At 51.6% G+C, this 24,317-nt stretch carries 15 protein-coding genes; 8 read left to right on the top strand and 7 right to left on the bottom strand.

Translation table 11 applies throughout. The features are described from left to right. Positions 1–20: 20 nt before the first annotated feature. From AACZ40_RS04110 to pilM, 3 genes are all read right to left on the bottom strand, one after another. Positions 21–2,201 carry a hypothetical protein gene (locus AACZ40_RS04110; protein ID WP_339673381.1) on the bottom strand — a complete coding sequence of 727 codons (2,181 nt, stop codon included), beginning with the start codon at positions 2,199–2,201 and terminating at the stop codon, positions 21–23. 80 nt (positions 2,202–2,281) lie between these two features. Next, positions 2,282–4,009: a hypothetical protein gene (locus AACZ40_RS04115; protein WP_291172640.1), complete on the bottom strand. Its 1,728-nt coding sequence runs from the start codon at positions 4,007–4,009 to the stop codon at positions 2,282–2,284. Between the two features lie 94 nt (positions 4,010–4,103). Further along, positions 4,104–6,248: a type IV pilus assembly protein PilM gene (gene pilM, locus AACZ40_RS04120; RefSeq protein ID WP_291172637.1), complete on the bottom strand. Its 2,145-nt coding sequence runs from the start codon at positions 6,246–6,248 to the stop codon at positions 4,104–4,106. Positions 6,249–7,044: 796 nt separating this feature from the next. On the opposite strand from pilM, the gene AACZ40_RS04125 reads away from it, so the two are divergent. Continuing rightward, positions 7,045–9,954: a hypothetical protein gene (locus AACZ40_RS04125; protein WP_291172634.1), complete on the top strand. Its 2,910-nt coding sequence runs from the start codon at positions 7,045–7,047 to the stop codon at positions 9,952–9,954. 3 nt (positions 9,955–9,957) lie between these two features. Further along, the gene (cmk, locus tag AACZ40_RS04130; RefSeq protein WP_291172631.1) at positions 9,958–10,620 is read left to right on the top strand and encodes a (d)CMP kinase; all 663 of its coding nucleotides are present in this window, start codon (positions 9,958–9,960) and stop codon (positions 10,618–10,620) included. Between the two features lie 21 nt (positions 10,621–10,641). Here the strand turns inward: cmk and AACZ40_RS04135 are convergent, their stop codons facing one another. Continuing rightward, positions 10,642–11,823 carry a hypothetical protein gene (locus AACZ40_RS04135; RefSeq protein ID WP_291172628.1) on the bottom strand — a complete coding sequence of 394 codons (1,182 nt, stop codon included), beginning with the start codon at positions 11,821–11,823 and terminating at the stop codon, positions 10,642–10,644. A gap of 245 nt (positions 11,824–12,068) precedes the next feature. Then, on the bottom strand, positions 12,069–13,463 hold the full coding sequence (locus tag AACZ40_RS04140) for a sigma-54 dependent transcriptional regulator (RefSeq protein WP_291172625.1): 1,395 nt from the start codon (positions 13,461–13,463) through the stop codon (positions 12,069–12,071). A gap of 1,086 nt (positions 13,464–14,549) precedes the next feature. On the opposite strand from AACZ40_RS04140, the gene AACZ40_RS04145 reads away from it, so the two are divergent. The 3 genes from AACZ40_RS04145 to AACZ40_RS04155 all read left to right on the top strand — a co-directional run bounded on the left by AACZ40_RS04145 (position 14,550) and on the right by AACZ40_RS04155 (position 18,986). Next, entirely contained in the window at positions 14,550–15,296 is a 747-nt protein-coding gene (locus AACZ40_RS04145; protein WP_291172622.1) for a metallophosphoesterase family protein, read from the top strand. Between the two features lie 2 nt (positions 15,297–15,298). After that, a complete protein-coding gene (locus AACZ40_RS04150) occupies positions 15,299–17,422 on the top strand; it encodes a YidC/Oxa1 family insertase periplasmic-domain containing protein (RefSeq protein WP_291172619.1) in 2,124 nt (707 codons plus the stop codon). Positions 17,423–17,612: 190 nt separating this feature from the next. Then, the gene (locus AACZ40_RS04155) at positions 17,613–18,986 is read left to right on the top strand and encodes a GTPase (RefSeq protein WP_291172616.1); all 1,374 of its coding nucleotides are present in this window, start codon (positions 17,613–17,615) and stop codon (positions 18,984–18,986) included. Between the two features lie 9 nt (positions 18,987–18,995). Here AACZ40_RS04155 and AACZ40_RS04160 read toward each other — a convergent pair whose 3' ends face one another. Both AACZ40_RS04160 and AACZ40_RS04165 read right to left on the bottom strand, forming a co-directional pair. Continuing rightward, positions 18,996–20,612, bottom strand: coding sequence for an SLC13 family permease (locus AACZ40_RS04160; protein ID WP_339673387.1), 1,617 nt, complete (start codon positions 20,610–20,612; stop codon positions 18,996–18,998). Positions 20,613–20,695: 83 nt separating this feature from the next. After that, on the bottom strand, positions 20,696–21,169 hold the full coding sequence (locus AACZ40_RS04165) for a universal stress protein (RefSeq protein ID WP_291172610.1): 474 nt from the start codon (positions 21,167–21,169) through the stop codon (positions 20,696–20,698). 281 nt (positions 21,170–21,450) lie between these two features. Between AACZ40_RS04165 and AACZ40_RS04170 the strand changes: the two genes are divergently transcribed. From AACZ40_RS04170 to AACZ40_RS04180, 3 genes are all read left to right on the top strand, one after another. Then, positions 21,451–22,299 (top strand): sugar phosphate isomerase/epimerase family protein, encoded by an 849-nt coding sequence (locus AACZ40_RS04170; protein WP_291172607.1) that lies wholly within the window; start codon positions 21,451–21,453, stop codon positions 22,297–22,299. 53 nt (positions 22,300–22,352) lie between these two features. Further along, entirely contained in the window at positions 22,353–23,585 is a 1,233-nt protein-coding gene (locus tag AACZ40_RS04175; protein ID WP_291172604.1) for a hypothetical protein, read from the top strand. A gap of 251 nt (positions 23,586–23,836) precedes the next feature. Continuing rightward, a partial coding sequence (locus tag AACZ40_RS04180; protein ID WP_339673390.1) for a hypothetical protein occupies positions 23,837–24,317 on the top strand: 481 nt, incomplete at its 3' end.

The following is a 24,317-nucleotide window of genomic DNA, read 5'->3' on the forward strand; positions in this document are numbered from 1 at the left end:
AGTTGGATTGCGATTTTCAATCAGGGTCCCACGCGAATGGGATTCCTTTTCCGCTTGCCTCTCTTACCAGGTGGTTGAGGTCCCATCATTTCGGCATCGATGCCCTCGAATGCACTGGCGCCTTCGAGGCCAATGTCAAAGCCGTCGACAGGGGCGGCTGTGCGTGCTTCAGTCGCTGTCTTGACCCAGGCCAGGCTCTCGCGCTCACGGCTGAAATTCTTTTGAACATCCGCGTAAGAACTGGAAATAGCAGGCGGAAGCGATTTTTTCAGGTTACCGAAATTATCAACGATGATTGCTTCCGGTTCGATCGGCAGATGCCCGCGTGTTCTGGCAGGCAGATTTAAATCGGGATGCTCTTCCAGTCGGATGGAAGGAGCGGGTATTGCATCGACCAGGTAATTCTGAGTATCAAATTCAACAGTCGCCTTGTCATCATATTTTTCTTTGGCGACATCATACAATTCAGTAACCTGTTCGCCGCCGATTTCATCGCCGATCGATGTTTTGATGACTGACTGAATCGTGGTTCCCGTTTTGGGATACCACTGGTAGATTTCAAAGTTCGCTGTCGTTCCGGCAATGCCACGGGGAGGACGCACGCTCTGCAGGTAAAAGTGCACATCTTCCTCGGCAGCAACTGCTGCGGTTTCATTACTCCAGGGAGTGGTGCGGGTTTCACCTTCGGCCACTGCCGGCAGCACTACTTCTTCAATCGGACGCTGGTAATTGGGATTACGCACAACCAGACGCACTCGGTATTTATAAGTCTCACCCGGGTTCAGATCAAAATCAAAGTATCGGAACAGCAGCAGACGGCCAGCGGCTGTCACGTTTGCTTTCAGCTTCTGAATCAGTTTCTTCTCATCCATGGGTTCTCCGGGGCGGCCCTGACGCTCCTGCATCATGGAATCAGCCATGCCCTGCATGACAGAATCCATTTCGCTGGCGCCTCCGCCTCCGTACATCAGCTCACTCCGCATGCCCCGCATATCAAGCTGCAGGGTGGAGAAACCTTTCTGCTTTTCCTTGAAGACTTTTTCGTTGGAATGAGTTTTTTTGTACTGATCCAGGATGCGACGATTGAACTCAAGTTCCTGTTCGATTTCTTCCTGGCTCAAAGTAAAGTTTTCAACGCGGGGATGTGTGGCAACTTTATACCAGAAACCGGCAATACGGCTGGGAAGCGGCATCGTAAAGACACGGTCCGTGATTCCGCTGTTGACGACTTCCGGATCGAAGTCGGCACTTTCTTTCAGGACTTCGATTGACGTTTCGATATCTACGTCTTCCCACTCTCCCGCCCAGGGATTATCTCCGGGCTGGGCTGTTTTGCGTTGTAACTGAAAGTCGAGAAACTCGAGGATTTTTCCTGTCTGCATGTTTTGAAAAGAGAAGGCATCACCTAAAGAACGTTCGAGTTTGTCCTGCTGGGTGGCGAGGTCGAAGACACCGCGGACGGCGACAAACCGTAGTCCCCGCCCTTCCCGGGTCGGGCCTGTCATGCCCATGCCGCCTTCCATTCCCATCATGTCTTCAGGCAGTCCACCGGCGTAGGCATCAGGATTGGCAAAACCGGGATTCATGGCACCGGGATCTCCCGCCATCATCATTTCCGCTTCGCCGGGAATCCCGCCAAATGTCAGGCCCGCCATGGCAGAGCCACCTGGTCCTCCCATTCCGCCGCCCATACCTGCGGTCCGGCGTTTGAATGCGTCATATTCCGGTTCATCCGGTTTTGCTTTTTCTTCTGCTTCTTTTGTTCCTTCACTGCCTTCCAGCAGCGCATCTGCGGGGCGGGTATGCATGATCACACGGCCATAGTTGGCGACCAGATCTTCCACTGGCAGCCAGTCGACCTCTTTGGCTTTTGCTTTTTTCGCATAGATGGGCCAGGAGAGTTTGGTGGTAAACATGTAAGGCGTGACTTCCATGGGCTTATTCATCAGCTTCGCGACTTTTTGCCTCAGGTCGTCTTCTTTCAGAGACTCATTGCGATTTTCTTCAGGCCACTGGCTGTTACTCACCACAGTCTCTGCAGTGTTGACCTTCTGTTCTAATTCAGCAGGAGTCCGTTGCTCCGGTGTCCACTGAGAGGTAAAGATGACGAATACTACAAACAAAGCAATGAAACCCAGGACGATCTTTTCGCCATGTGTGATTGCAAATTCTTTGTAATTCATGCCTTTGAATTTGGACATCAGGTTTTTCACAGGACTGTCTCCGTTAAGTGAAAAATGTTACACGAACTGCTTGAATGCAGCCTCGAGTAAAAAGTGTATTATGGATTAACTGATTCCTCTGGCTTTGGTTCAGCCGGAGGGGGTTGAGTTTCGCTGGAACTGGAATCTGCAGCCGGCGCAGGTGTTGCCGGCTCCGCTGGTTTTGCTGTCTCACCATCTGGCTGAGCCGGTGTATTTTCCGGAGTAGTCGCAGCCGGTTGAGCGGGAGTGGCAGGATTCTCTCCTGCAGCCGCTGCTGCCGGATTCGAAGCGGCAGGTGCAGAACCATCGGCGGGTGTAGTGGAAGCAGCGGGATTCGTTTGTCCTGCCGCATCCTGAGGCGGTTCTGTTGTTTCTGCTACGACTTCACCTTCTGGTGGAACATACGGCTTATAAAGTGTCATCAGGCCTGCGATCGTCACAACAGCCAACTCGGGATCATTCAGAGCTGCGTCAAGCAAACTCTTGTTTTCCTGTCCCAACATCACTCCTGAACCGGACACACCCATGTCAGATTCAAATCCGGGACCGCCAGCGCGACCGAATCCTCTGCCACCACCGGCAAAATCAGATTCAGAACTAAAGTCACCTGCTCCCCCGCCTGCGCCACCGCGTCGACCCATTCCACCGCCACCACCGGTGGTGGCAATCGGGTTCATATTATCATCGAACAGGTCGGCACGTTGCACGCGTACAATTTTTGTCGGCCAGGGCATACTGCTCAATTGAGCCAGCAGGTTTGGTAGTTTGGAAGACTGGATTGTAGCTTTGAGATAAAAGGCTCTTGTTTTATAAGGCAGGTCTTCTGCTTCGTCATAATAACGTTTCAGTTTTTGAGAACCCTGGCCTCCCATGCCACCTCCGAAACCGCCCAGGGCTGGTTCGTCCATCATCATTTCAGAACCGCCGTCACCACCGCCGGCCGAACCATCTACGTCATTTCCGAATATTTTCACGAGGTCCATATCAACGTCAATCGATAAGGAGCCATCCTTGCCATCCGCCATGCCACCCATGCGGGCACCACCGCCGCCACCAGCTCCGAACATTCCTCCGCCGCCAGGGCCTCCTGCCATGTCACCTTCCATACCCATGCCACCGTCACCGGCAGGAGCACTGCCGTCATCGCCAACGGTACCGCCACGCAGTTCCAGTACGGAGATCTGCCGGACGGGAGATTCGCTGATATTGGCAGCGCCACTCTCTTCGTTGACTTTAGCGATCGCTTTGAGAATGGATGTGACCAGCCAGACATCTTCCTGGGCATCCCACATTTCCTCAGAAGTCGGGGACACGGTCTGCCATTTATTTAAGGGCACATGCGGAATGACGTTCTCGTCAAGAGCGACCAGTCCCGTACCATCTTTCAGGCTGTAAGGATTTGCCAGTTTGTGGGCACGGAGAATTTCAAATTGATAGGCAGAACGGTACAGGTTGCGGGGTTTGATCGAAATTTCACCACGATAGGGTGTATCTTTCATGAAGGGCTCAATATCGCGTGGCCAGACAAATAATTCCTTTTGTTTCTCCCAGAGATAGCGGGTTGACTCTGCATTGTACTTTCGTTTTTCGTCGTTGATCTGCTTTAGGGCGGTCGACCAGGTTTGATTCGGAGGGTTAGGAGGTATCTGTGAATCGGTAAAGGCCTGGTCAATCGCAGTCTTGCGTTCCTCGATTTCTTTTGCCAGGCTGCCGGTTGCCATGCTCCAGCCAATAACAGGCAGCAGTAATGCGATGAACAGGATGATCCAGAATTTATGAACAATCAGAGGTTTCAATTTGTCCATGGGGTTGTCCTCTTTTCTCCGAAGAGATGAAATACGTTTTGATTTTCAGATATGTACCAGAATCTCTTTAACTCTCAATGTAACGCAGTTTGGCTCAACCTGCTTCTGCGGTTGCTTCTTCTCCTGCTGATTCACCTTCCGTTGCGGGCGTTTCAGGTGGATTCTCCTGCCGTTCCAGAACGGGAATAGGTTTCCAGACAAATTCGAGAGTGAACTGAGTCCGCTGTAAGTTAATCGGTTTGACTTCTTTTTCAGGTCGATTGGCGCCAATCCGGGGTCGATTAACACCTCCGCCCAGGGCGCCGCCGGCAAAAGCACCTTCATCGCCGGGCAGCACACCTGCTCCCCCGCCGAAGCCACCAAAGCCGCCTCTCCCGGTAAACCGTCCACCGTCTCCCCCTGGCTGCATGCCACGCGGACGGCCATTGGGATAGAATTCAAAGGGGTCACGTCTGTCCTTAATGACAACCGGATGGGTAATCCCCATTTTCCGGACATCGACGGGGTTTGAGCCCGGGTTTTTGACCGTCCAGGACTGCAGGTTTTTCAGCAGGGTTTCGTGGACATACAGGACGCCGACATTCGTGGCTATCTTGGACTCATCGTGGTGATAATGCACACCATTTAAAGTGAAGATATATCCTTCACCTTCAGGAGGGTTCTCTCGGTCAATTTTGGGTAGAGTTGATTTTGCCGGAGGTAAGAGTTGCTGGAACCAGGAGCCCAGGTCCTTCTCGTAGCGGACAGTGATCCCGGGAAGTTTGATCCGGTTTCGTTTCTCGATCTGTTCGTTGTCAATGTCATCGCCGACATCGCGCGGCAGGCATTCGTCAATGGCTTTGTAGATTTCCAGCCAGTCAGCGCGACTGTCCAGATTCCAGACGAGCTTATTCCCCTCTTGGATCAGGTTGGTGTATTCCGTCTTTTCCCCTTCATAAGCGGTATTATATCCGCCAACCTGCTGTTTCAGGTTCTTGACTTTTGTCTCCACTGCACCAAACCGGTCTTCACTGACGGAATTGGCAACATTGCTGTAGCCGACTGCGGAAATACACAGGCCGATCATCAGAGCCGCTGCTGCCACCACAGCCCAGGGCTTTTTACGCCGGATTTTACGGGCCGTCGCGATTTCGGGGGGCAGTAGAGTCGTGCGAATGGTGGTCTGTTGCAGAGCCTGCAATGCGATTCCGTAAGGCACGGTGAATGTGAGGATGTTGTCCTGGAACAAGGGCTCATTCAGAACGGCATCGCCGACGAGCGCCTGGAAGTCGTCCAGGCGTTCCACTTCATACTGCAAGTTCTGTTGCAGGAATTTCTGCAGACCGGCCAGTTTGAAACCGTTACCGGTACCGTATACTTTTGAGATTTTGGCATCACGGTTGACGCTCGAGAAGTAACCGATGGAACGCTGAATTTCCGAGACGTATTCATTGAAGACCGGCCGCAGCGCCTGGAAGACGGCACGGGGATCTTCAGAACGCGTCGCATTACATTTGAGGTGTTCGGCTTTCGCGAACGTCAGCTTCATCTCTTTGGTCAAAGCGCGGGTAAAATGGTTGCCGCCGATCGGAACATTGCGGATCCAGATTTTATTTCCGTTGGTCACCATGAGGGTGGTGCTGTCCGCACCCATGTCAACAACAATGGCAGATTCTTCCGGGTTGCCTTCAAAGTCCTGACCAACCCGCATCCCCAGAGAGTCGTAGCAGAGCGTGTTATAAAGTCCCAGAGGTGCGATCTGGATCAGTTCCACTTCAATTTTTCGTTTCAGGAACGGCTGCAGGGCGTGCAGGACCTGATCGCGTTTCATGGCGAAGATACCGACCTCGGCATCCAGCATGTAACCGCTCTCTTCGACCCCACCACCCAGGGGCTGGTAGTCCCAGATCACGTCTTCGAGCGCGAAAGGAATCTGCTGCTTGGCTTCGTATTTTACAATCTCCGGAACCCGGTTGGACTGCACGGGGGGCAACTGAATGAAACGCGCCAGTGAAGTCTGGCCGGGAACACTGATGGCGATCAGGTCGCCATTGGTCTGGTTGCGGGACAGGAAGGTGTCCAGAGCCTGACCGATCAGTTCATCGGGAACCGCATCGGGCTGGCTGAGAATTTTCGGGTGGGGAATATAATCAAAGGCCACCGCAATCACCTGGTCGGCGGCTTCTGCATATCGCAGGCGAATGGCTTTTAAGCCAGCCTGACCAATTTCAATACCCCAAACAGCTTGATTTTCTGCCATGTGTCTGGTTACTCCTGCTTTCCGGATCTGAGGAACCACTGGTCATCAGATTGAACCGGAATTTACTTGGAAAATATTTTACGAGGTGAAATTCTGCCGGTTGAGAGAGCTAAGACAACAGGCAGAAATGTATCAGATCAATTCAATTTCTGTCAGGATAGGCTTGGGAATGAATTGAGAAGTTCTGATTCCCTAACATAAGGCTATCACAGGATTTCCTATAAAGTCAATGAAATAACTGATGTTTGAAAACGACTTCATAAAAATTAATACAAACCGTTATAACCAATGTCACCTGATGCAGCGACGAACTGCGAATGTATTGCGTTTACATATCAGAAATTCGCTGCTTTCCTTCCATTGGACGGAACGTGAATTACAGGAGTTCCCGTTAACTTGATAATTAATACGATTTTATCAGTTTTTTTGCTGGATCGGAGATGCATGATTTCCGGTAATCTGCTTTTTTATTTCCGTGGAGACTCATGCTTAACTACCGAATTGATTATGAGTTAGACTGTCTTTTCGCTTTTACTCAATACGGAAACATGCAGCGCTATGGATACTTGGCAATTGATTGCTTATGCTAACCAGTGTCCCGCTTTCATGTAGCGTCTCCCGGCCATTTGGCCCGAGCATGATAGATCGAAAGACGTCAGGCTCAAATGTGATGCGTTTCAGAAATTTGAGACGTGATGGGTAAAATGTAATGGATTCGAGCATGTGTCGAAAAAAATGACCTGCCGGACCCAAAGTCCCATTGACTATTGTTAATTATGTAAAGCATTGTGATTCAATGACATACAATGATATTGTTGTACTGATTCCCTGCCACAGTCTCGATGATTTTCCTACGGAACTGGATGAAAAAGAGGCGGAAAGCCTGCTGAATGCCTTTGCGGTAGCCTGGCACCCGGAACTGTTGGCTTCCTCGCGTGTCATTCCCAGCTGGCATCGTTCTGATGAACCTCCCCAGTTTTTATCGGATCGCCTGCTTCTGGTTCCCAAAACATCTGAAGACTGGCTGCCTTATGGCTGGATTGAAGAAGCCCAGGCAAATGGCGCGACGGTCGTCAGCGGGAAAATTCACCGGCAGGAATGGGCTGAAGCAGCGCTGCTTCCCTTACACTCTTCCGCAACCGAGGCAGAGGAAGCCGGTCAGAAAGCGACATTGTCTGAGGAACTGGTTGCTGATTTTTATGCCCTGGGGATTTGTTATATCCAGCTCGAGTTGTTGACGCGCTGCATGCATCACTTCAGCAGTCTGGATGAAGCGACGATTCAGCGGGAAGCCATCGCGGCTGCGGATGCGGTTCTGGCGGATGATAACGAGGCGGCCCGCGCCCATCTCAAAGCTTGTTTTGAAGTGCTGCTGGAAAATCGTGAGCGGTTTTATCCGATCGACTGCTATCTGATTGATCTGTGTCTGCTGACGCCGGAATGGGCGAATGAAGCGTTGAAACAGTCCATCGCAGATGAGCGTCCTTTTAACATTCTGGTCAGCGGGGATGACCTGCAAACAATCGCCGACCAGAATTCAGAGTTGATTTCGCTGTTGAGCAAAAGCTGCCAGGATCGCGAGAGCGAAGTGATCGGCGGTGAGCAGGATCAGATTTCCACCCCGGTAGTCCCCGTGGAGTCTGTGATCTGGCAGTTGCAAGCTGGTACGAAAACGGTTCAACAGTTAACCGGGATGACTCCGACTACATGGGCGCGACGCCGTTTCGGGCTCGCCTCTCTATTGCCGATGCTGTTGCATCGATTTGGATATCATTCGGCTTTGCATCTGGTGCTGGATGACGGTATCTATCCCGATTACGAGCAGAGTAAAATTCACTGGGAAGGAGCGGACGGCACAATTCTGGATGCATTTTCCCGGATTCCCATGTCCGCGGAGGGGGCAGCCGGTTACCTGCGATTTCCCCAGAGAATGGCCGAATCGATGGAGGAAGATCAGGTGGGCGCGTTAATGTTCGCGCACTGGCCTGATGTCAAATCGCCTTTTTTTGAAGACTTTAAACGCATCCATCATTATGCGCCTGTCCTGGGCAGCTTTGTGCTGCTGAATGATTTCTTCCAGAACACGGAATCATCGGGACGACATTCCTCTTACGATGCGCGGGAATACCTTTCCCCCTTCCTGAGTCAGCTGGTGGCGATGCGCAAGCCCGATCCACTCAGTCGCTTCATCAGGCATTTTGCCAGGCATGATGAGTTTACCGCAGGGCGCTGGTTTCATACGGTGGCACGGGTCATCTATGGAAAACCGCCGGAAGAAGAAGCACTGCTCAAAATAGAACAGGAAATAGAGTGCGGGCATCCTGATGCAGATGAGGAAGCCACGAACCAGGCGGTGCAGTCACTGCAGGGGTTCTTTGATGATGGTGTAGAACAACTGGCAAAGATCATTCTGCAGGGAGCAGAACAGAATGCGAGTGGAGTCCTGTTATTGAACTCCCTGTCATTCTCGCGGCGTGTTATTGTGGATCTGCCTGATTTTCCCCATGAACCGGCAGTACATCCCGCTGTCAAAGCTACTCAATTTGATGAGACGCGGAAGCAGGCAGTCGTCGAACTTCCTGCTGCCGGATTTGTCTGGCTGCAGCCTGGTCTGTCCCCTGCTGCTCCTCCTAAAACAAGTGTGCCCATCGCCGAACCGCTGCTGTTGAGAAATGAATTTTTTGAAGTACATATCCATGCAGAAACCGGGGGCATTGCCCAGATCAAAGAATACGGCCGCAAACCAAATCGTCTGAGCCAGCAGCTGTCGTATCGTTTTCCCTATCAACGCAACATTTCCACTCCCGGTGCGTTGGGTGACTGGGATACGAAAACCCCCTACTCAGCCACACGCGGCGTTAAAGCAGTGCTTACCTGCGAAGGGCCGGGGATGGGCGAGATCGTGACCACCGGAGAAATTTACGACCAGGTGAGTAATACATCACTCGCCACGTTTCGTCAGACATTTCAACTGTGGCGCGGCCGACCGATCCTGGATGTGAAAATCGAACTGGATGCGCAGACGCTCCCCGATGGCAATCCCTGGGATCATTATTATGCGGCCCGGTTTGCCTGGGGCGACAGCACGGCTTCACTGACCCGGTCGCTGCTGGAAAGTGCGCATGCCTTCCAGGGAGAACGCTTTGAAGGCCCGCATTACTTTGAAATCGCCGAGGGGGAAGAACGGGTAACAATTTTGAATCATGGGCTGCCCTTTCATCGTAAAACAGGGCCCCGGATGCTCGACAGTATGCTGGTTGTCGAAGGCGAAACCAGACGGGAGTTTCAGTTCTCGATTGCAATCAATCAGAACTTCCCGATGCAGATTGCCCGGAATGTAATGGTGCCTGCCGGAAGTTATTCCAGCCAGATCGGTCCGCCCCGGATGGGAGATCAGGGGTGGTTGTTTCATGTTTCTGTGAGTAATGTCCAGATTACCCGTGTGATGAATCTGCAGAAATCAGCGCACGAAGCGGAGGCTGATTTATCCGGTACGCCTGTGGGGTTTGCTTTGCGACTGATTGAGACGGAAGGAATCCACCGCTCTGTCAAACTCAGATGCTTCAAGTCTCCTGTGAGTGCCCGCCAGCGCGATTTTCATGGTAAAACCGTCGTCGAACTGCCTGTCGAAGAAGATGCGGTTCTGGTAGAAATGTCACCTTACGAAATTGCAGAAATCGAAATTATTTTTCAGGATTCAGTCTAAAAGATGATCGTGACGATTGATGGTCCCGCCGGTTCCGGGAAGAGCACTGCAGCCAGGGGGCTGGCTGAGAGACTGGGGTTCGAGTTTCTGGATACCGGTGCCATGTATCGCTGCGTGGCCTGGAGTGTGCTTCAGAAACAGGTCGACCCGGCGGATGAAGCAGCCGTGGTTGAGGTCAGCCGACAGACACACATTGCGTTTTCTGATGCCCGTGTGCTGGTGAACGAGACAGAGGTCACGGGACTCATCCGGACTCCTGAAGTAACAGAGGTCGCTTCCGTGGTGGCCCAGTATCCAGGGGTGCGCGAAGAACTGGTTCGACTGCAGCGCGAGGCTGCTTCCGGGATTGATATTGTCAGCGAAGGCCGCGATCAGGGAACGGTTGTCTTTCCGGATGCCTTCTGCAAGTTCTTTCTGGTGGCAAATCCCGAGGAACGGGCGCGGCGCAGGTATGATGAACTGCAGGCGCAAGACAAACAGATCACGGTGGAAGAGATACTCGATCAGATTTATCAACGCGATCAACGGGATGAACAACGCGTCGTCGCTCCTTTGAAAGCAGCAGACGACGCGCTGGAAATCAATACCTCGTCGCTGACTAGAGACGAGGTGCTGGATCAGCTTGAAAAAACGGTTCGAAAGCGAATCAGTGCTTTGTCACACTGATTCGCTTTCGAGTCCCTTTAATTAGAACTGCAACGTCAGTGTGACAGTCGTGCGGCTGTCCAGCAGGTCTTTTCTGTTCGAAAGCGGAAATTCCCAGACGCCGGCAACCGACAGACATGAATTGAGCCGGTAGTTGGCTCCGACGGCGGTCGTTACCACATTGTTTCCCGCAACACTGGATGAACCCAGGTTGATCCAGTCTCCTCCTTCAATACTTAAGGGAAGCGCCTGCCCGCTTTTGGTATAAACAATCCCATTGAGCTCCGCTACCGCGGAGAGCTTGCTGGTAACGGGGTGATCATAATGGATGCTGTAGTAGATTGATTGAGATTCCTCGGCAGTATCACCGGGAACATGATAGCCTGAGGAGGCGATCAGGTGACCTGAGCCAATCTGCTTACCAATGGAGACATAGGGAGTCCAGACGCCATCCCCGTTCCCCTGAAATACACGCGAACTGCCGTTGGTGGCTTCATAAATCAGTCCTCCAGATAAAAGGAACTGATTTTCCACATCCCGGATCAGAACATATTTCACGCCCAGTCCAATATCAGACCAGCCGGTTCGGTTTCCGACGCCGCGTGTCTGCAGCGTGTTGTAGCCGTCTTTCACAGCAATAATCGAAAGACGTTCGTTTAATGCGATTCCGAGCTGGAGAGCATAAACCTGCAAGTCCCCTGCTCCGAGAACGGGAGTCTGGGCATCAATCATCTGGTTGATGAAGATGCCTCGGACGTAGGTCAGGGAACGCGGATCAATTGACCAGACGGGATTGCTGACGGGCATCACAAAGTCATCAAAACAGCGATCACTGGGGAATTTATTGAGTAAGGGAATGCGATCACAGAGTGTGCAGGCATTACAATCGCAGGCCTCACTGCTGTAGACCGGACTCTGACAGGTGCAGGTGGAACAATTGCATCCAGAACCTGAGGGACAGACAACTGGTGCAGCCGCAGGGGCTGAAATCAGTTGATCCAGGCTTTCTGCAGGGGGAGCCAGATCTGTTGAAGGTACAGCGGCAGGAAGTGTGGGAGCCACCGTAGTTTCGACAATGGGAGGGGCTGGTGCCGGTTCCAGATCGAGGACGCCTTCTGCGAACACTTGCTCCAGTGATTGTGGTTCAGCCGACTCTGCGGCAGGAATTGCCGAAAGGCCAACGTGTAATGTAAACATGGTCAAAAGCAGTAGCCCGAACCTCATATTTCCCCCCTCTGGAAATGAGACAGTTAAGCGATATTCGCCTGTTTTATTGAAAAAGACCTGCAGTATCACAGGAGTTATCGTCACTCCCGCTGTGTAAGAACAGGTATATAAAACGAAGTTTATCTGTTTTATCGGATTACATGGAAATGCTGCATGCAGCAGTTGTTACGATTAAATAAAAAAAGCACGTCCTTGAGACGTGCTTTCATTCGAGGTTTCAGCGAATCGGAAAGAGGTTCAGACTAATGCATTAACTGCTTTTCGAAATCGATATCGTATTTTTTCATCTTCTTATACAGCGTGGTCCGGTTGATCCCCAGTGCTTTGGAAGTATTCTGCCGGTTCCAGCCGTTTGCTTCCAGGGCTTCAATAATAATCTGTCGCTCCGGATTTGCCAGCGCGGTTTTCAATGATCCATTGCTCATCCGATTTTCCGATGAGAGCGAATACGACTGTTCCTGGCGAATCTGTTCGGGCAGGTCGTGCATGCGGATATAATCACCCTTGGTCAATACAACGCAGCGTTCCACCACATTGATCAACTCACGAACATTACCCGGCCAGGAGTATTTCAACATCGCCTGGGTGGCAGAAGCATCAAAGCCGTTGATCGATTTTCCGATCTGTTCGTTATAGACTTTCAGGTAGTGTTCAATCAGCAGGGGAATATCGCTGATGCGTTCCCGCAGAGCAGGTTGTGTGAGGGTAATGACGTTGATTCTGTAGTAGAGGTCCTGCCGGAACTCCCCTTTGGCTACCATTTCTTCCAGGTTCTGGTTGGTGGCGAGTATCAGGCGAATGTCGACAGATTGAGTGACGTTGTCACCGACGGCTTCGAATTCCCGATCCTGTAACACCCGCAGCAGTTTCACCTGCAGGCTGGGAGAAGCGGTGGCGATTTCGTCCAGGAACAGAGTTCCGCCGTCTGCCTGCAGAAACTTACCGATTTTATCGTGAGACGCTCCGGTAAATGAACCGGCTTTGTGTCCAAACAGTTCACTTTCCAGCAATGTATCGGGCAGCGCACCACAGGCGACTTCAACGAAAGGCTGATTGCAGCGGTCGCTTAACTGGTGGATCGCACGGGCCGTCATCGTTTTACCGGTACCGTTTTCTCCCAGTACCAGCACGGTGGTACGTGTATCTGCCACGCTTTCGATCAGGTCGAACATTTTCTGCATTTTGTAGTCCTGACCGACGATATTCGAGAGACCGAATCGCTGATCAAGCTGGGCCTTGAGAGATTTGTTTTCTGCGACCACTTTCCGCTGGTCCAGGCAACGTTCGATCGCCATGCTGAGTTCTTCATCGATGACCGGCTTGGTCAGATATTCAAACGCACCCAGACGGATTGCTTCGACGGCGCTTTCAATCGTGCCATACCCGGTGAGCATGATGACCGCGGTATCAGGGGCATTGTCTTTCACCCATTCGAGTAGATGAAATCCATCCTGGTCAGGCAGGTTCACATCACAGACGACGACCTGAAAAGGGAATTCTTTTAATCGTTCAATGGCATCCAGGCAGCTGAGAGAAGTTTCGGTGCGATGCCCGAGGCTTCTGAGATAATCAGCCATCGCTTCCAGAATATATTGATCGTCATCGACTACCAGTAAGGAACCAGAGTTTGTCTTCATTGAATTATGTCTCGCCAAAGTGTGCATGTTAGCTGTAATCGTCGTACAACTGTGTCGTGGGTAAAATTCAGGAGTTCTATCGCTGAATTTACAATCTGAATTGAAAATCTGTTTCAATGCCCGGTGGAAAATCAATCCATGATCTCAGCGGAACAAACTGCTGGATAAATCAGACCTCGTTACGGATGAGGTTCAGATCCAGACTTTCATGTCAGACAAAGTTATCACAGGCAAAGTTGTCACCGGACCGGTGAGGAAATCACCTGATGATGAAACTGGGAGTCAAACATAATGAAGGGATAATCAAACATAGATCACAGGTTTCAATCGGGCAACATGCACCATCAACAGACTGTTGTTTTCCAGAATCAGTGTGGTGGAAAAGATCAGACGGTGTCTTTCAGGATCTGTTATTATGGACACTGAACCTGCCTGATTGCGTACCGCTGGCGAGGATTGCAGCAATCATTCCGGTTATCCCGTGATGCGAACAGAGCGCAGCAGTGTCCTGTAATTAGCAAAAGCGCTGCAGCTGGAAAATCACGTATTACTGTTACGTTGGCTGGTAAATCCCCGGGTTTACCGGTTTTGTCTGATTTAGATTAAATCAGGGCAGTGTTTACTGCGGGTTAAACAGCAGTGAAACGGTGTTTTTCGCAGTTTTCATTGTGGAATCTGGTATCCGAGCATGAAATTCGGCTGAAAGTCAGCTGTTTCCACTCAGAAATACCGATTGAGAACGAATGATAACTGTAAACAGAGCCTTGAGATGGTGCGCTTGTACTGCTACTATTGGGGCTTACGTGGAAAGAATTCAGACTGTCAGCAGGCAGAATGGGTGGACCTGGCGAGAATCATTTCAGCGAGAAACTGTCTCGATAACCGTTCCAACGGCTCATGGCACGATTGAACTTCGCAGTTACTCACATTCAGGTCTGCATCGTCGTGGTTATGCCCCGAGGATCTTTCCGTTAGACAGGTAATAATTTCCTGAAGATAGCCTCTCGTATCAGGCTCCTCAAAAGATAACAGCCGAGGAAGGCCCCCGTCAGGTGCGGACCCGGTCAAGAAAGTGGGAGTTGTCCGTTGTTAAGAGCGATAATAAGTGATATTCACGGTAATCTCGAAGCGCTGGAAGCGGTTCTGGCAGACATTGACAGCCGTGAGATCAGTGAAATTTATTGCCTGGGCGATATTATCGGCTACGGCCCGAATCCGCGCGAATGTATCGACCTGGTGAGAAAACGTTGCCAGAAGTCCCTGCTGGGTAACCATGATCAGGCCGCGTTATTTGATCCGGAAGGTTTCAATGCCGGTGCCGAACGTGCCATTTTCTGGACACGCCGCATGCTGGAAACGGGCGATGCTTCAAAGAACCAGGATCGCTGGGATTTTCTGGGCGAACTGCCTCGCATGATACGCGAAGACAAAATGCTGTTTGTGCACGGCTCGGCACGGAACCCATTGAATGAATATGTGTTTCCCGAAGATATCTATAACCAGCGCAAAATGGAGCGGATTTTTGGTCTGGTCGACCAGTACTGTTTCCAGGGACACACACATATTCCCGGCGTTTTCACAGAAAGTATGAATTTTCTTGCTCCGGATGAGATTGATTACGTTTACCCCTTTGGCCAGGAAAAATTTCTGGTAAATGTGGGATCCGTCGGTCAGCCCCGTGATGCAGACAATCGATCTTCCTATGTGATCATCGATGATGAGAAAGTCAGTTTCTGCCGCGTTGAATATGACTTTAATACGACCGCTGAAAAAATTTACGAAATTTCTGATCTAGACAACTTCTTAGGCGACCGCCTGCGGGATGGTCGATAACAATGGAACAAAAACGACTCTTACTGTTTGTCACACTGTCAGCATCAATGTTATTTGCCTGGCAGCTGTTCATTAACCCGAAAATCGCTCCCCCCCCCGCAGCGCAAAACGCAGTCGAGAATGATATCCAGGATCCTCAGGATCCTGATGCGCCTCTGGTGGCAATAAAACCGGATATCCCCGGGGCGAAAAATGCCGCTGACGAGCAACCGGCGCCTCCCCAAGCGGATCTGCTGAACAATCCTCAGCGTACAATCCTCTTGGGATCACTGGACCCTGAAACGGGCTATTTCCTGCAGACAAAGATTTCGACGACAGGAGCGTCACTGGTTGAGGCACACCTGAACGACCCCTTATACCGGGATCTGAAAGATCCCAAACAACCTTTACAGATTCTGGGTCAATTTGATGCAGGCAAAAACTTCAAACGCAGCAGCCTCGATCTGGATGTGGCACAACTGGATGCCAAACTGGCGGCGTTAAACGTAGACAGCCACTCAGCCAACTGGAAGATTCTGGACCTGGTGAAGGATCCGGATGATCCTAAACTCTATCAGTCAGTTCTCCTGAGTCTGACCGCACCAGATGGCAGCATTGAAGTACAGAAAAAATACGATCTCAAGAAGTATCCGGTTCCCCCGGATGACTTTCGTGAATTTCGAGATACTAACCAGTCAGGTTACATGGTCCACTTTGATATCAAAGTGATCAACCACGGCCAGGCAGTTCAGAAACTCGAATACCAACTGCTGGGACCGATCGGGATCCCTCTGGAAAATGCCGAAAACACCCGCAAGTTTCGCGATCTGCGCATCGGCTTTCTGCAGGATGACAAGAGTGTAGAAACGGAAATATTTACCGCTCCGGACATCATTGAAAATGTCAACGCACAACAGGTCGAGAAATACAGCCGCGCGTTTCAATTCGCCGGTGTTGATATTCAATACTTCGCTGCTCTGCTGACGCCTGATGGGAAAAACTACGATCCTCAGCTCGTTAACGGCGAAATGCAGTCCAATTATTCGGCCAGTATCGAGCCGGTCCTGGTCCAGCGTGGACTGATGGATGAAACACAGAGCCGGATCACGGTCAAAGTCAATTCGAAAGATCTGGAACTGGCGCCCGGTGGCGAAATCACACACAGCTATGCAATGTATACGGGGCCGAAACGGGAATCCCTGCTGGGGCCACCGCTCAATGCCACTGAGATTATGGACCTCGGCATTTTCGGGCCGGTTGCCAAGCTGATGCTCTGGCTGCTGACGACCCTGCATGGGGTTGGTCTGTCTTACGGAATAGCCATTATCTGTCTGACGATCATCGTTCGTGGCAGCCTTTATCCGCTGTCGCGCAAGCAGGCAATCGGCGCTCAGAAGATGAAAGAGCTGCAGCCCCAGATTGCGGAACTCAAAAAGAAATACGGAGATGACCGCGAAAAGCTGGGCCGGGCACAAATGGAGCTGTTCAGCAAGAACAACTACAACCCCCTGGCGGGCTGCTTGCCTATCTTCATGCAGCTGCCGATTTTCTTTGGTCTGTATACCGCGTTGAACAATGCTGTCCAGTTGCGGGGGACTCCCTTTCTGTGGGTTGATAACCTGGCCGCTCCGGATGCCCTGTTTCAGATGCCCTTTGCTATTCCTTTCCTGGGAGACCAGTTCAACCTGTTACCCATCGTGACAGTGGGGCTGTTCGTCATCCAGCAGAAGCTGTTCATGCCGCCGCCAACCGATAAGGATCAGGAACTGCAGCACAAGATCATGAACTACATGATGATCGGTATGGGATTCATGTTCTACCATGTTCCCGCTGGTCTGTGTGTGTACTTCATTGCCTCCAGCCTGTGGGGGATTTGTGAGCGAAAGCTGCTGGACTACCAGTCCAAACGGCGTACCTCGACAATTGTGGGAACCGATCCCAACGTGATCGAAGTCGAAGCCAAATCGAAAAAGACGCAGAACAGAAAAAATAAGCCGGAAGAGGATGAGCCACCCGCTAAAAAAGGCTGGTTTGCCCGTCTCCAGGAAATCGCGGATCAGGCACAGGAGCAGGCAGCATTGAATGAGCGGAAACAGCCGAATTCCCGGGACCGAGGACCGGGGAAAAAGTCGAAAAAACGACGCTAAACCGTGTCCAGTTTTACTGCAACGTCTCCCGGGCGATTCGGGCTGAGTAGCATGGATTGAGAGACGCAATGCTTAAGTGTGATGCGCTCCAGTCTGAGTCTGAAACCAGGGAGCAGAAAGATCAGGTTTTGTGGGCATCGCGTTTTTCATAACGTTCATGCTCCCGTAAAGTTTCACTACGAAATTCAGCATGAATCTGCAATTTGACGATACCATAGTTGCTTTAGCGTCGGCACCAGGCAGTGGTGCAGCAGGACTGATTCGTGTGAGTGGTTCTGATATTATTCCCTGCCTGGAACACTGTTTTGAAGCTGATGATCAGTGGCGGAGTTCCCGGGTGCCGTCACGTCATCCCGGCATCATCAAACTGGCAGGCTCCCATGTCCGCTTACCGGGGGCCCTCTATTTCTGGCCGACGGCGCGGAGTTTCACAGGCCAGCCTCTGGCGGAATTTCATACCATCAGTTCGCCTCCCCTGCTGGAATCGGTCATCGAAAATCTGGCAGCGCACGGAGCCAGACTGGCACGGCCGGGCGAATTCACTCTGCGGGCATTTCTGGCTGGACGGGTGGATCTCGTGCAGGCAGAAGCGGTACTGGGGGTGATAGATGCCTACGATCATGAAGAGCTGAATCTGGCACTCAGTCAACTGGCAGGAGGCGTCTCCACCAGGATCGGCGCTGCTCGGATGGATCTGCTGGAACTGCTTTCCGAACTGGAAGCCGGGCTGGATTTTGTGGAAGAAGATATCGAATTTATTGATCGCAATACACTGGTCAATCGCCTGCGGAAGATCCGTGAGTTCTGCGAGCAGTTGTATCTCGATTCGTCAGAACGGATGGAATCGACGGGCAGCCTGTCACTCGTGCTGGCCGGTCTGCCGAATGCGGGCAAAAGTACTTTGTATAACGCCCTGGTGGGAGATAAACAGGCGGCCCTTGTTTCCGACGTGGAAGGCACTACCCGGGATTACCTGGTAACCTCCCTTAACTGGCAGGGACAGCCGATTCAACTGATTGATACTGCTGGTCTGGAGCCGGGCGTGCATGAGATTTCCATCTCCGCTCAACAGTTTCGTCAACAGCAGATGACACAGGCGGATCTGGTGATCTGGTGCACGGCAGCGGACCTCCGCCCCGAGCTGCATAGCATTGATCGTGCACAACGGGCGCAGCTTTCTGAATCACAGCATGTCTTAACCGTGCTGACCAAAAGTGATCTCTCCCCTGCTCTCAACAGAGACGAATCCTGTGAAGTGGCGCTGAGCGTGGCTGAAGAAACCGGACTGGATGATCTCAAGAATCTGATTCTGTCACGGTTGACGGAATACCGTCGTGGCGGTCGCCAGCTCATCGGTTCGACGGCCTCCCGTTGCCGCGACAGTCTGCGTCAGGCAGGACTGGCGTTACAGGCGGCTGAAGAAGCAGCGGAGCGCCAGATGGGCGAGGAACTGGTGGCAATTGAGATTCGCGAAGCACTGCAGCACCTGGGGCAGATTGTCGGCCAGGTTTATACCGATGACATTCTGGATCGTATCTTCAGCAAATTCTGCATAGGAAAATGATCAATTGCTTCAGGGTTTGTGCTGATGTAACCATTCGGGGGCGGATCCAAACTCAATACCCAGTTGTGGTACAAAATAAAACCACATAAACGCCGTCAGCAGGAAGACCCCGATCAGGTTGAGGATGATGCCGTATTTGAGCATGTCCGACATCTTGATTTTTCCCGACGCGAATACAATGGCATTCGGTGGCGTGGCTATCGGCATTGTAAACGCACAGCTCGCTGAAATCGCGGCAGGGATCATGATCAGCCTTGGATCGATATCAAGACTGACTGCCGTTGCCGCCATGATGGGCAACACTGTATTGACGGTCGCAATATTGGATGTGAATTCCGTCAGAAACGTCAGCATCAAGCACGCGGCAAAGATGAGTGCCCAGGCAGGCCAGCCTGCGATGAGCTGGGAAAATACCTGTCCCACCCAGTCGGAGAGTTCCGTGCTGCTGAATGCACTGGCGATCGCAAACCCGCCGCCAATCAGCAGCAGTACTCCCCAGGGAAGTCGTTCGGCGGTCTCCCAGTCCATCAGGTATTCTGTTTCGCCCTGCTCCGATTTCTGAGCCGGGATCGCAAACATGAGCAATGCCATGCCCATCGCCACGGTGGAGTCGTGGACCCAGCCCGATGCGGATTCGACGGGAATACCCCACCTGGTCAGAAAGTGGAGGGGCAGACTTTCCCAGCCGGGCAGCAGAACAAAATCTTCTCCAAAAGTAAGCGGTTTCCGGGTGATCCATAACACGGCCGTGACCACAAAAACCATTAACATCAGGATTTCAGGTCGGGTTGGCTTCCCCAGTTTCCGCACATGTTCATTGATAATTGCTTTAGAGGACTCTTTCGAACTCGACAGCCGGGGCATGTTCCAGCAGAGTGCCATCCACGTCAGCAGTAGAAAGGTAATCCCAAACGGGACGACCATAATCATCCATTCGCCAGCCGATAACTGGGGGCCGTCAGGAAACTGCGAAGTCCAGATCGACTGAAAGGCAATATTTGTGGGCGTTCCGATGAGTGTGGTCACCCCGCCAATGCTTGCGGAATAGGCGATACCCAGCAATAAAGCGACTGAGAAGTGTTGGATTGCTTTAGACGAGTCTTCCTCGGAATCAAACATCGCCAGCTCGGAGATCGAACCGATGATTGCCATCCCGATCGGCAGCATGAGTAATGTCGATGCGGTATTGCTGATCCACATGGATAGAAACGCGGTGGCGAATAAAAAACCGAGAACCACGCGCCGCGGACTGCTGCCAATGACTCGAATGGTATTCAAGGCGATGCGCTTGTGAACACCCCATTTTTCAATTCCGAGTGCAATGATAAATCCCCCCATATACAGGAAGATATTTTCATTCATGTAGGAACCACTGACGGTTTTCGGATCCTGAATGCCGAAAACAGGAAATGCGACCAGGGGGATGAGGCTGGTTGCCGCGATAGGGATGGCCTGGGTCATCCACAGAATTGCCATCAATGCCGTAATCGCTGCCAGACGTTGCGCTGAAGATGTCATGTCAGCAGGCGCAGGCAGATTCAGAATGATCACAAATGCAATCAGGCTGAACAGTTTCCCATAGAATGGGATGCGGCTTTCTACCGAATGTGATGAGTCGCCAATCACGAATAGAGTCGTCCCGTATTATCTCAATACATGATTTGTAGAGAGTTGGAGTTCAGATCAGGATTACAGCAGGCTGCGAACGGTTATTCATCATCAGCGGTCGGGTGAATGAACTGATGGCCTTTGGGCCGTACCGTTAAAACCGGGCAGGGTGCCTTGCGAACCACTTTCTCGGCGACACTGCCCAGCAGCAGATGCGCGGTGAAAGAGCGCCCGTGCGTGCCTACCACAATCAGATCGACTTCTTCCCGTTTGGCATATTTCAGGATATCGACAAATGGATTTCCGTGAACCCAGTGTGTGAAAATTTCCAGGCCGGGTTTATCTTCATCCAGGATCCAGTTATCCAGCCGGGTTTTTGCGAAGTTTTCAAAGTCTTCTTTGGGAGGGAGTGCATAGCTCTCAAACATCGGCATATAGACCACGGGGTCTTCAATCACGTGCAGCAGGTGCAGTTGGGAACCGAACTTCTTCGCCAGTTCAACTGCATACTGAGTAGCTGCCTGGGAGGTTTCACTGAAGTCTGTGGGAATCAGGATTTTATTGATGTCGATCATGAGCGTGTTCCTTGTGTTTTCCGAGCTGGCGTTCTTCGCGTGCTGTGCAAGAAGAGTTCATTATAAGAGGTGTTTGTCTGGAAACAATAGCCGGGGAATCGGCAATCGGGGATTCGTGAAACTGTTTATTTAATTTGTAAAGAAATCAGAGTCCTCGTTTGTGAATCTGTGGGCATCTCCTTATGATGAAAGTGCCCCCCTGTCGGACGGGTGGGGTATTTTGTCCTTGAAAAATGGATCATCAAGAGAATCATAAACGTTCAAATTGTGGAGTCAGAATAATGGAAAAATGGCCTATTGGTGTATTCGCTTCGGTTGATGCAGGATTGGGAGTACACTTCGATGTGGTTCAGGAGTTGGAAATTCCTACCGTACAGATCCATGCACCTCACAAACAGACGCGAACTCCCGAGGTGGCACAGGAATTCCTGGAACGCTGCAATTCTGCCGGGATCAAACTCACCTGCGTTTTTGGCGGATTCGATGGTGAAAGTTATGCAGATATCCCCACCACAAAACAGACCGTGGGACTCGTTCCCGCTGAAACGCGAGCTGCCCGAGTTGAAGAAATGAAAGAGATTTCCGATTTTGCCAAACAGCTCGAATGCGATACCGTTGCCCTGCATATTGGCTTTGTTCCCGAAGATCGTGAGTCGGCCGATTACAAAGAGCTGGTGTCAGTCACACAGGGGCTGCTGGATCATGTCAAAGTCAACGGACAGAATCTGAATCTGGAAACGGGACAGGAATCTGCCGATCATCTGCTCGATTTCATCAGTGATGTCGGACGTGATAATCTGAAGATCAATTTCGACCCGGCTAATATGATCCTGTACGGCACAGGAGATCCCATCGTCGCCCTGAAACGGGTCGGTCACCTGGTCGGCAGTGTCCACTGCAAAGATGCGACCTGGGCAGCGGAAGACAGACGGGGAATCGACTGGGGAGCGGAAGTTCCACTGGGAGAAGGAGATGTCGGCATGGGAACCTATCTGCGGACTCTGGATGAGATCGGTTACACCGGTCCCCTGACGATCGAACGCGAAATTCCTGAAAATCGTGAACAGCAGAAAACGGATATTGGTAAAGCTGTTTCGCTGTTAACTGAGCTGAAAAATCGACTTGGCTAACACGAATCCCCTGTGCTTTGAATCTGTCAAAGTGAATGTTTCGGAGATGGTTTGTGAAAAAACTGATTGAGGACGTCACCTGTGCCGGCTGTTATTGCGCCTGCGATGATATTCAGGTGACGATCGACGGTCAGCAGATTCTGGAAGTTCAAACCACCTGCTCTCAGGGGCAGGCCTGGTTTGAACGCGCAGGAGAGACAGATCAACTGGTTCCGCGGATTCAGGGAAAGCCGGTCTCTCAAGCCGCCGCGATCAAACAGGCGGTCGAACTGATTCAACAGGCACAGGCTCCACTGGTGACCGGTCTCTCTCAGTCCTCCACTGCTGCCCAGCGGGCTGCAGTCGCATTAGCGGATCAAATCGGAGCAGTCATTGACACAGGTGCCTCGGCAGGGACAAGAGCCCTGCAGCAGGTGGGAGAAGCCACCTGTACCCTTGGCGAAGTACGCAGTCGTGCAGACCTGATTATTTACTGGGGCGCTGCGGACCTGCTGGCCAATGCGCGACATCGACAGACTCTGGAAACAGATTCCCCTGAGATGACACGTAAAATCATCGCGATCGGAGAAGAGTCTGCACGTGCGACTGACCATGCAGATGAATTCATCGCAGTCGAGCCTCAGCGGGAAATTGAAGTCATCTGGCAACTCAGGTCACTTCTGAAAGGCATCGCCCTTGCCGGAAATGAGCCGGTGGGGATTACCGAATCGCAACTGCAATCCCTGGCTTCACAACTGAAACAGAGTCAATATATCGTTTTTTTTACCGGCCCGGAATTCAAACAGGGACCACTGTCACATCGTAAACTGGAAGCGCTTTCGCTGCTGATCAGAGAAATTCAGAGGGAACGTCGCTGTCACTCCATTTCGGTACCCGCTTCCGGCGAGACCAAAGGGGCAGAACATGTACTGGCCTGGCAGACCGGATATGCAGCGGCTGTCAATTTCGCTGCCGGGTTTCCCTGTTACTCACCTGCCGAGTATCAGGCCAGCCGCTTGCTGGAACAGTCCGAAGTGGATCTGTGTATTCTGACGGGCGGAAACCCACTGGCAGGGTTATCTGCGCAGGCACTTGGGAATCTGAAAAGTGTGCCCTCCATCGTGATTGGTTCCACTTTGCCCCAGGATTTTCAGCCCGAGGTTTTCCTGCCAACGGGCATCACAGGCATCCAGTTTCCCGGTTCGATGTATCGCTACGACGGCACGCCACTCCCCTTGCGTGGCTTTCTGCCCACTGTCCAAAACAGTGAAGCTGATGTGCTGAAACAGATCAGTAATTCTCTATAAGTTCCTGTCCTCACTGATCAGAGAGAGAATCCCCTCCTGTGAATCTTACCCGAATGGAATATTCGGAGTAACAGGCGCATCCCATTTCAGATTTTTGTGTCGCATATCCCTCCTCAGCTCTGTTTTAAATTTTTTGAAACTAGGTTTACCTTGAACGTTCTCTTTTGAGAGCGTCTCCCGCGTTCGATTACTTCACAGATGTTTTTTTACCGGGGTCGAGTAAGCTCCGGTTGCCTCTTCAGGTTTTGGAAATGACGACACAAATTAAAGAACAAACTGACACCTCCCCCAAATCGCAAGTCGATTCTCCTGAGACCGTCTCCATCCGCGTCGAAGACCTGATCGTGGGACGCAGGATTAATCATCCGATTTATGACAGGAACGGCGTCTTGCTGCTGGCCTCAGGATCTGTGGTGAATTCACGCTTCAAGCAGTTATTACGCGACAGGAAAATGTCGCAGGTGGACGTCCACAGTGATGATGCCTCTGCTGTCAGCCTGGGAGCCCTGGCGGGAGACCCGATGCTGGAAGCAGCGAACCAGGGAATCTTCTCGACCGAACTGACCGAAAAACTGGACCGGCTGATCGAATCGGGGTCCATGTTCGTCGCCAACACCGGACCGGCCGTCCGCAATTCCATGGTGATGCATGGCTGTAAAGCCTATGATCCAGATCATCGTGATAAACTGTTTGAGCAGCAGCAGAAATTCGGTGAATCACTCGACGGAATGA

The organism is uncultured Gimesia sp. (assembly GCF_963972345.1).
Classification (GTDB): Bacteria; Planctomycetota; Planctomycetia; order Planctomycetales; family Planctomycetaceae; genus Gimesia.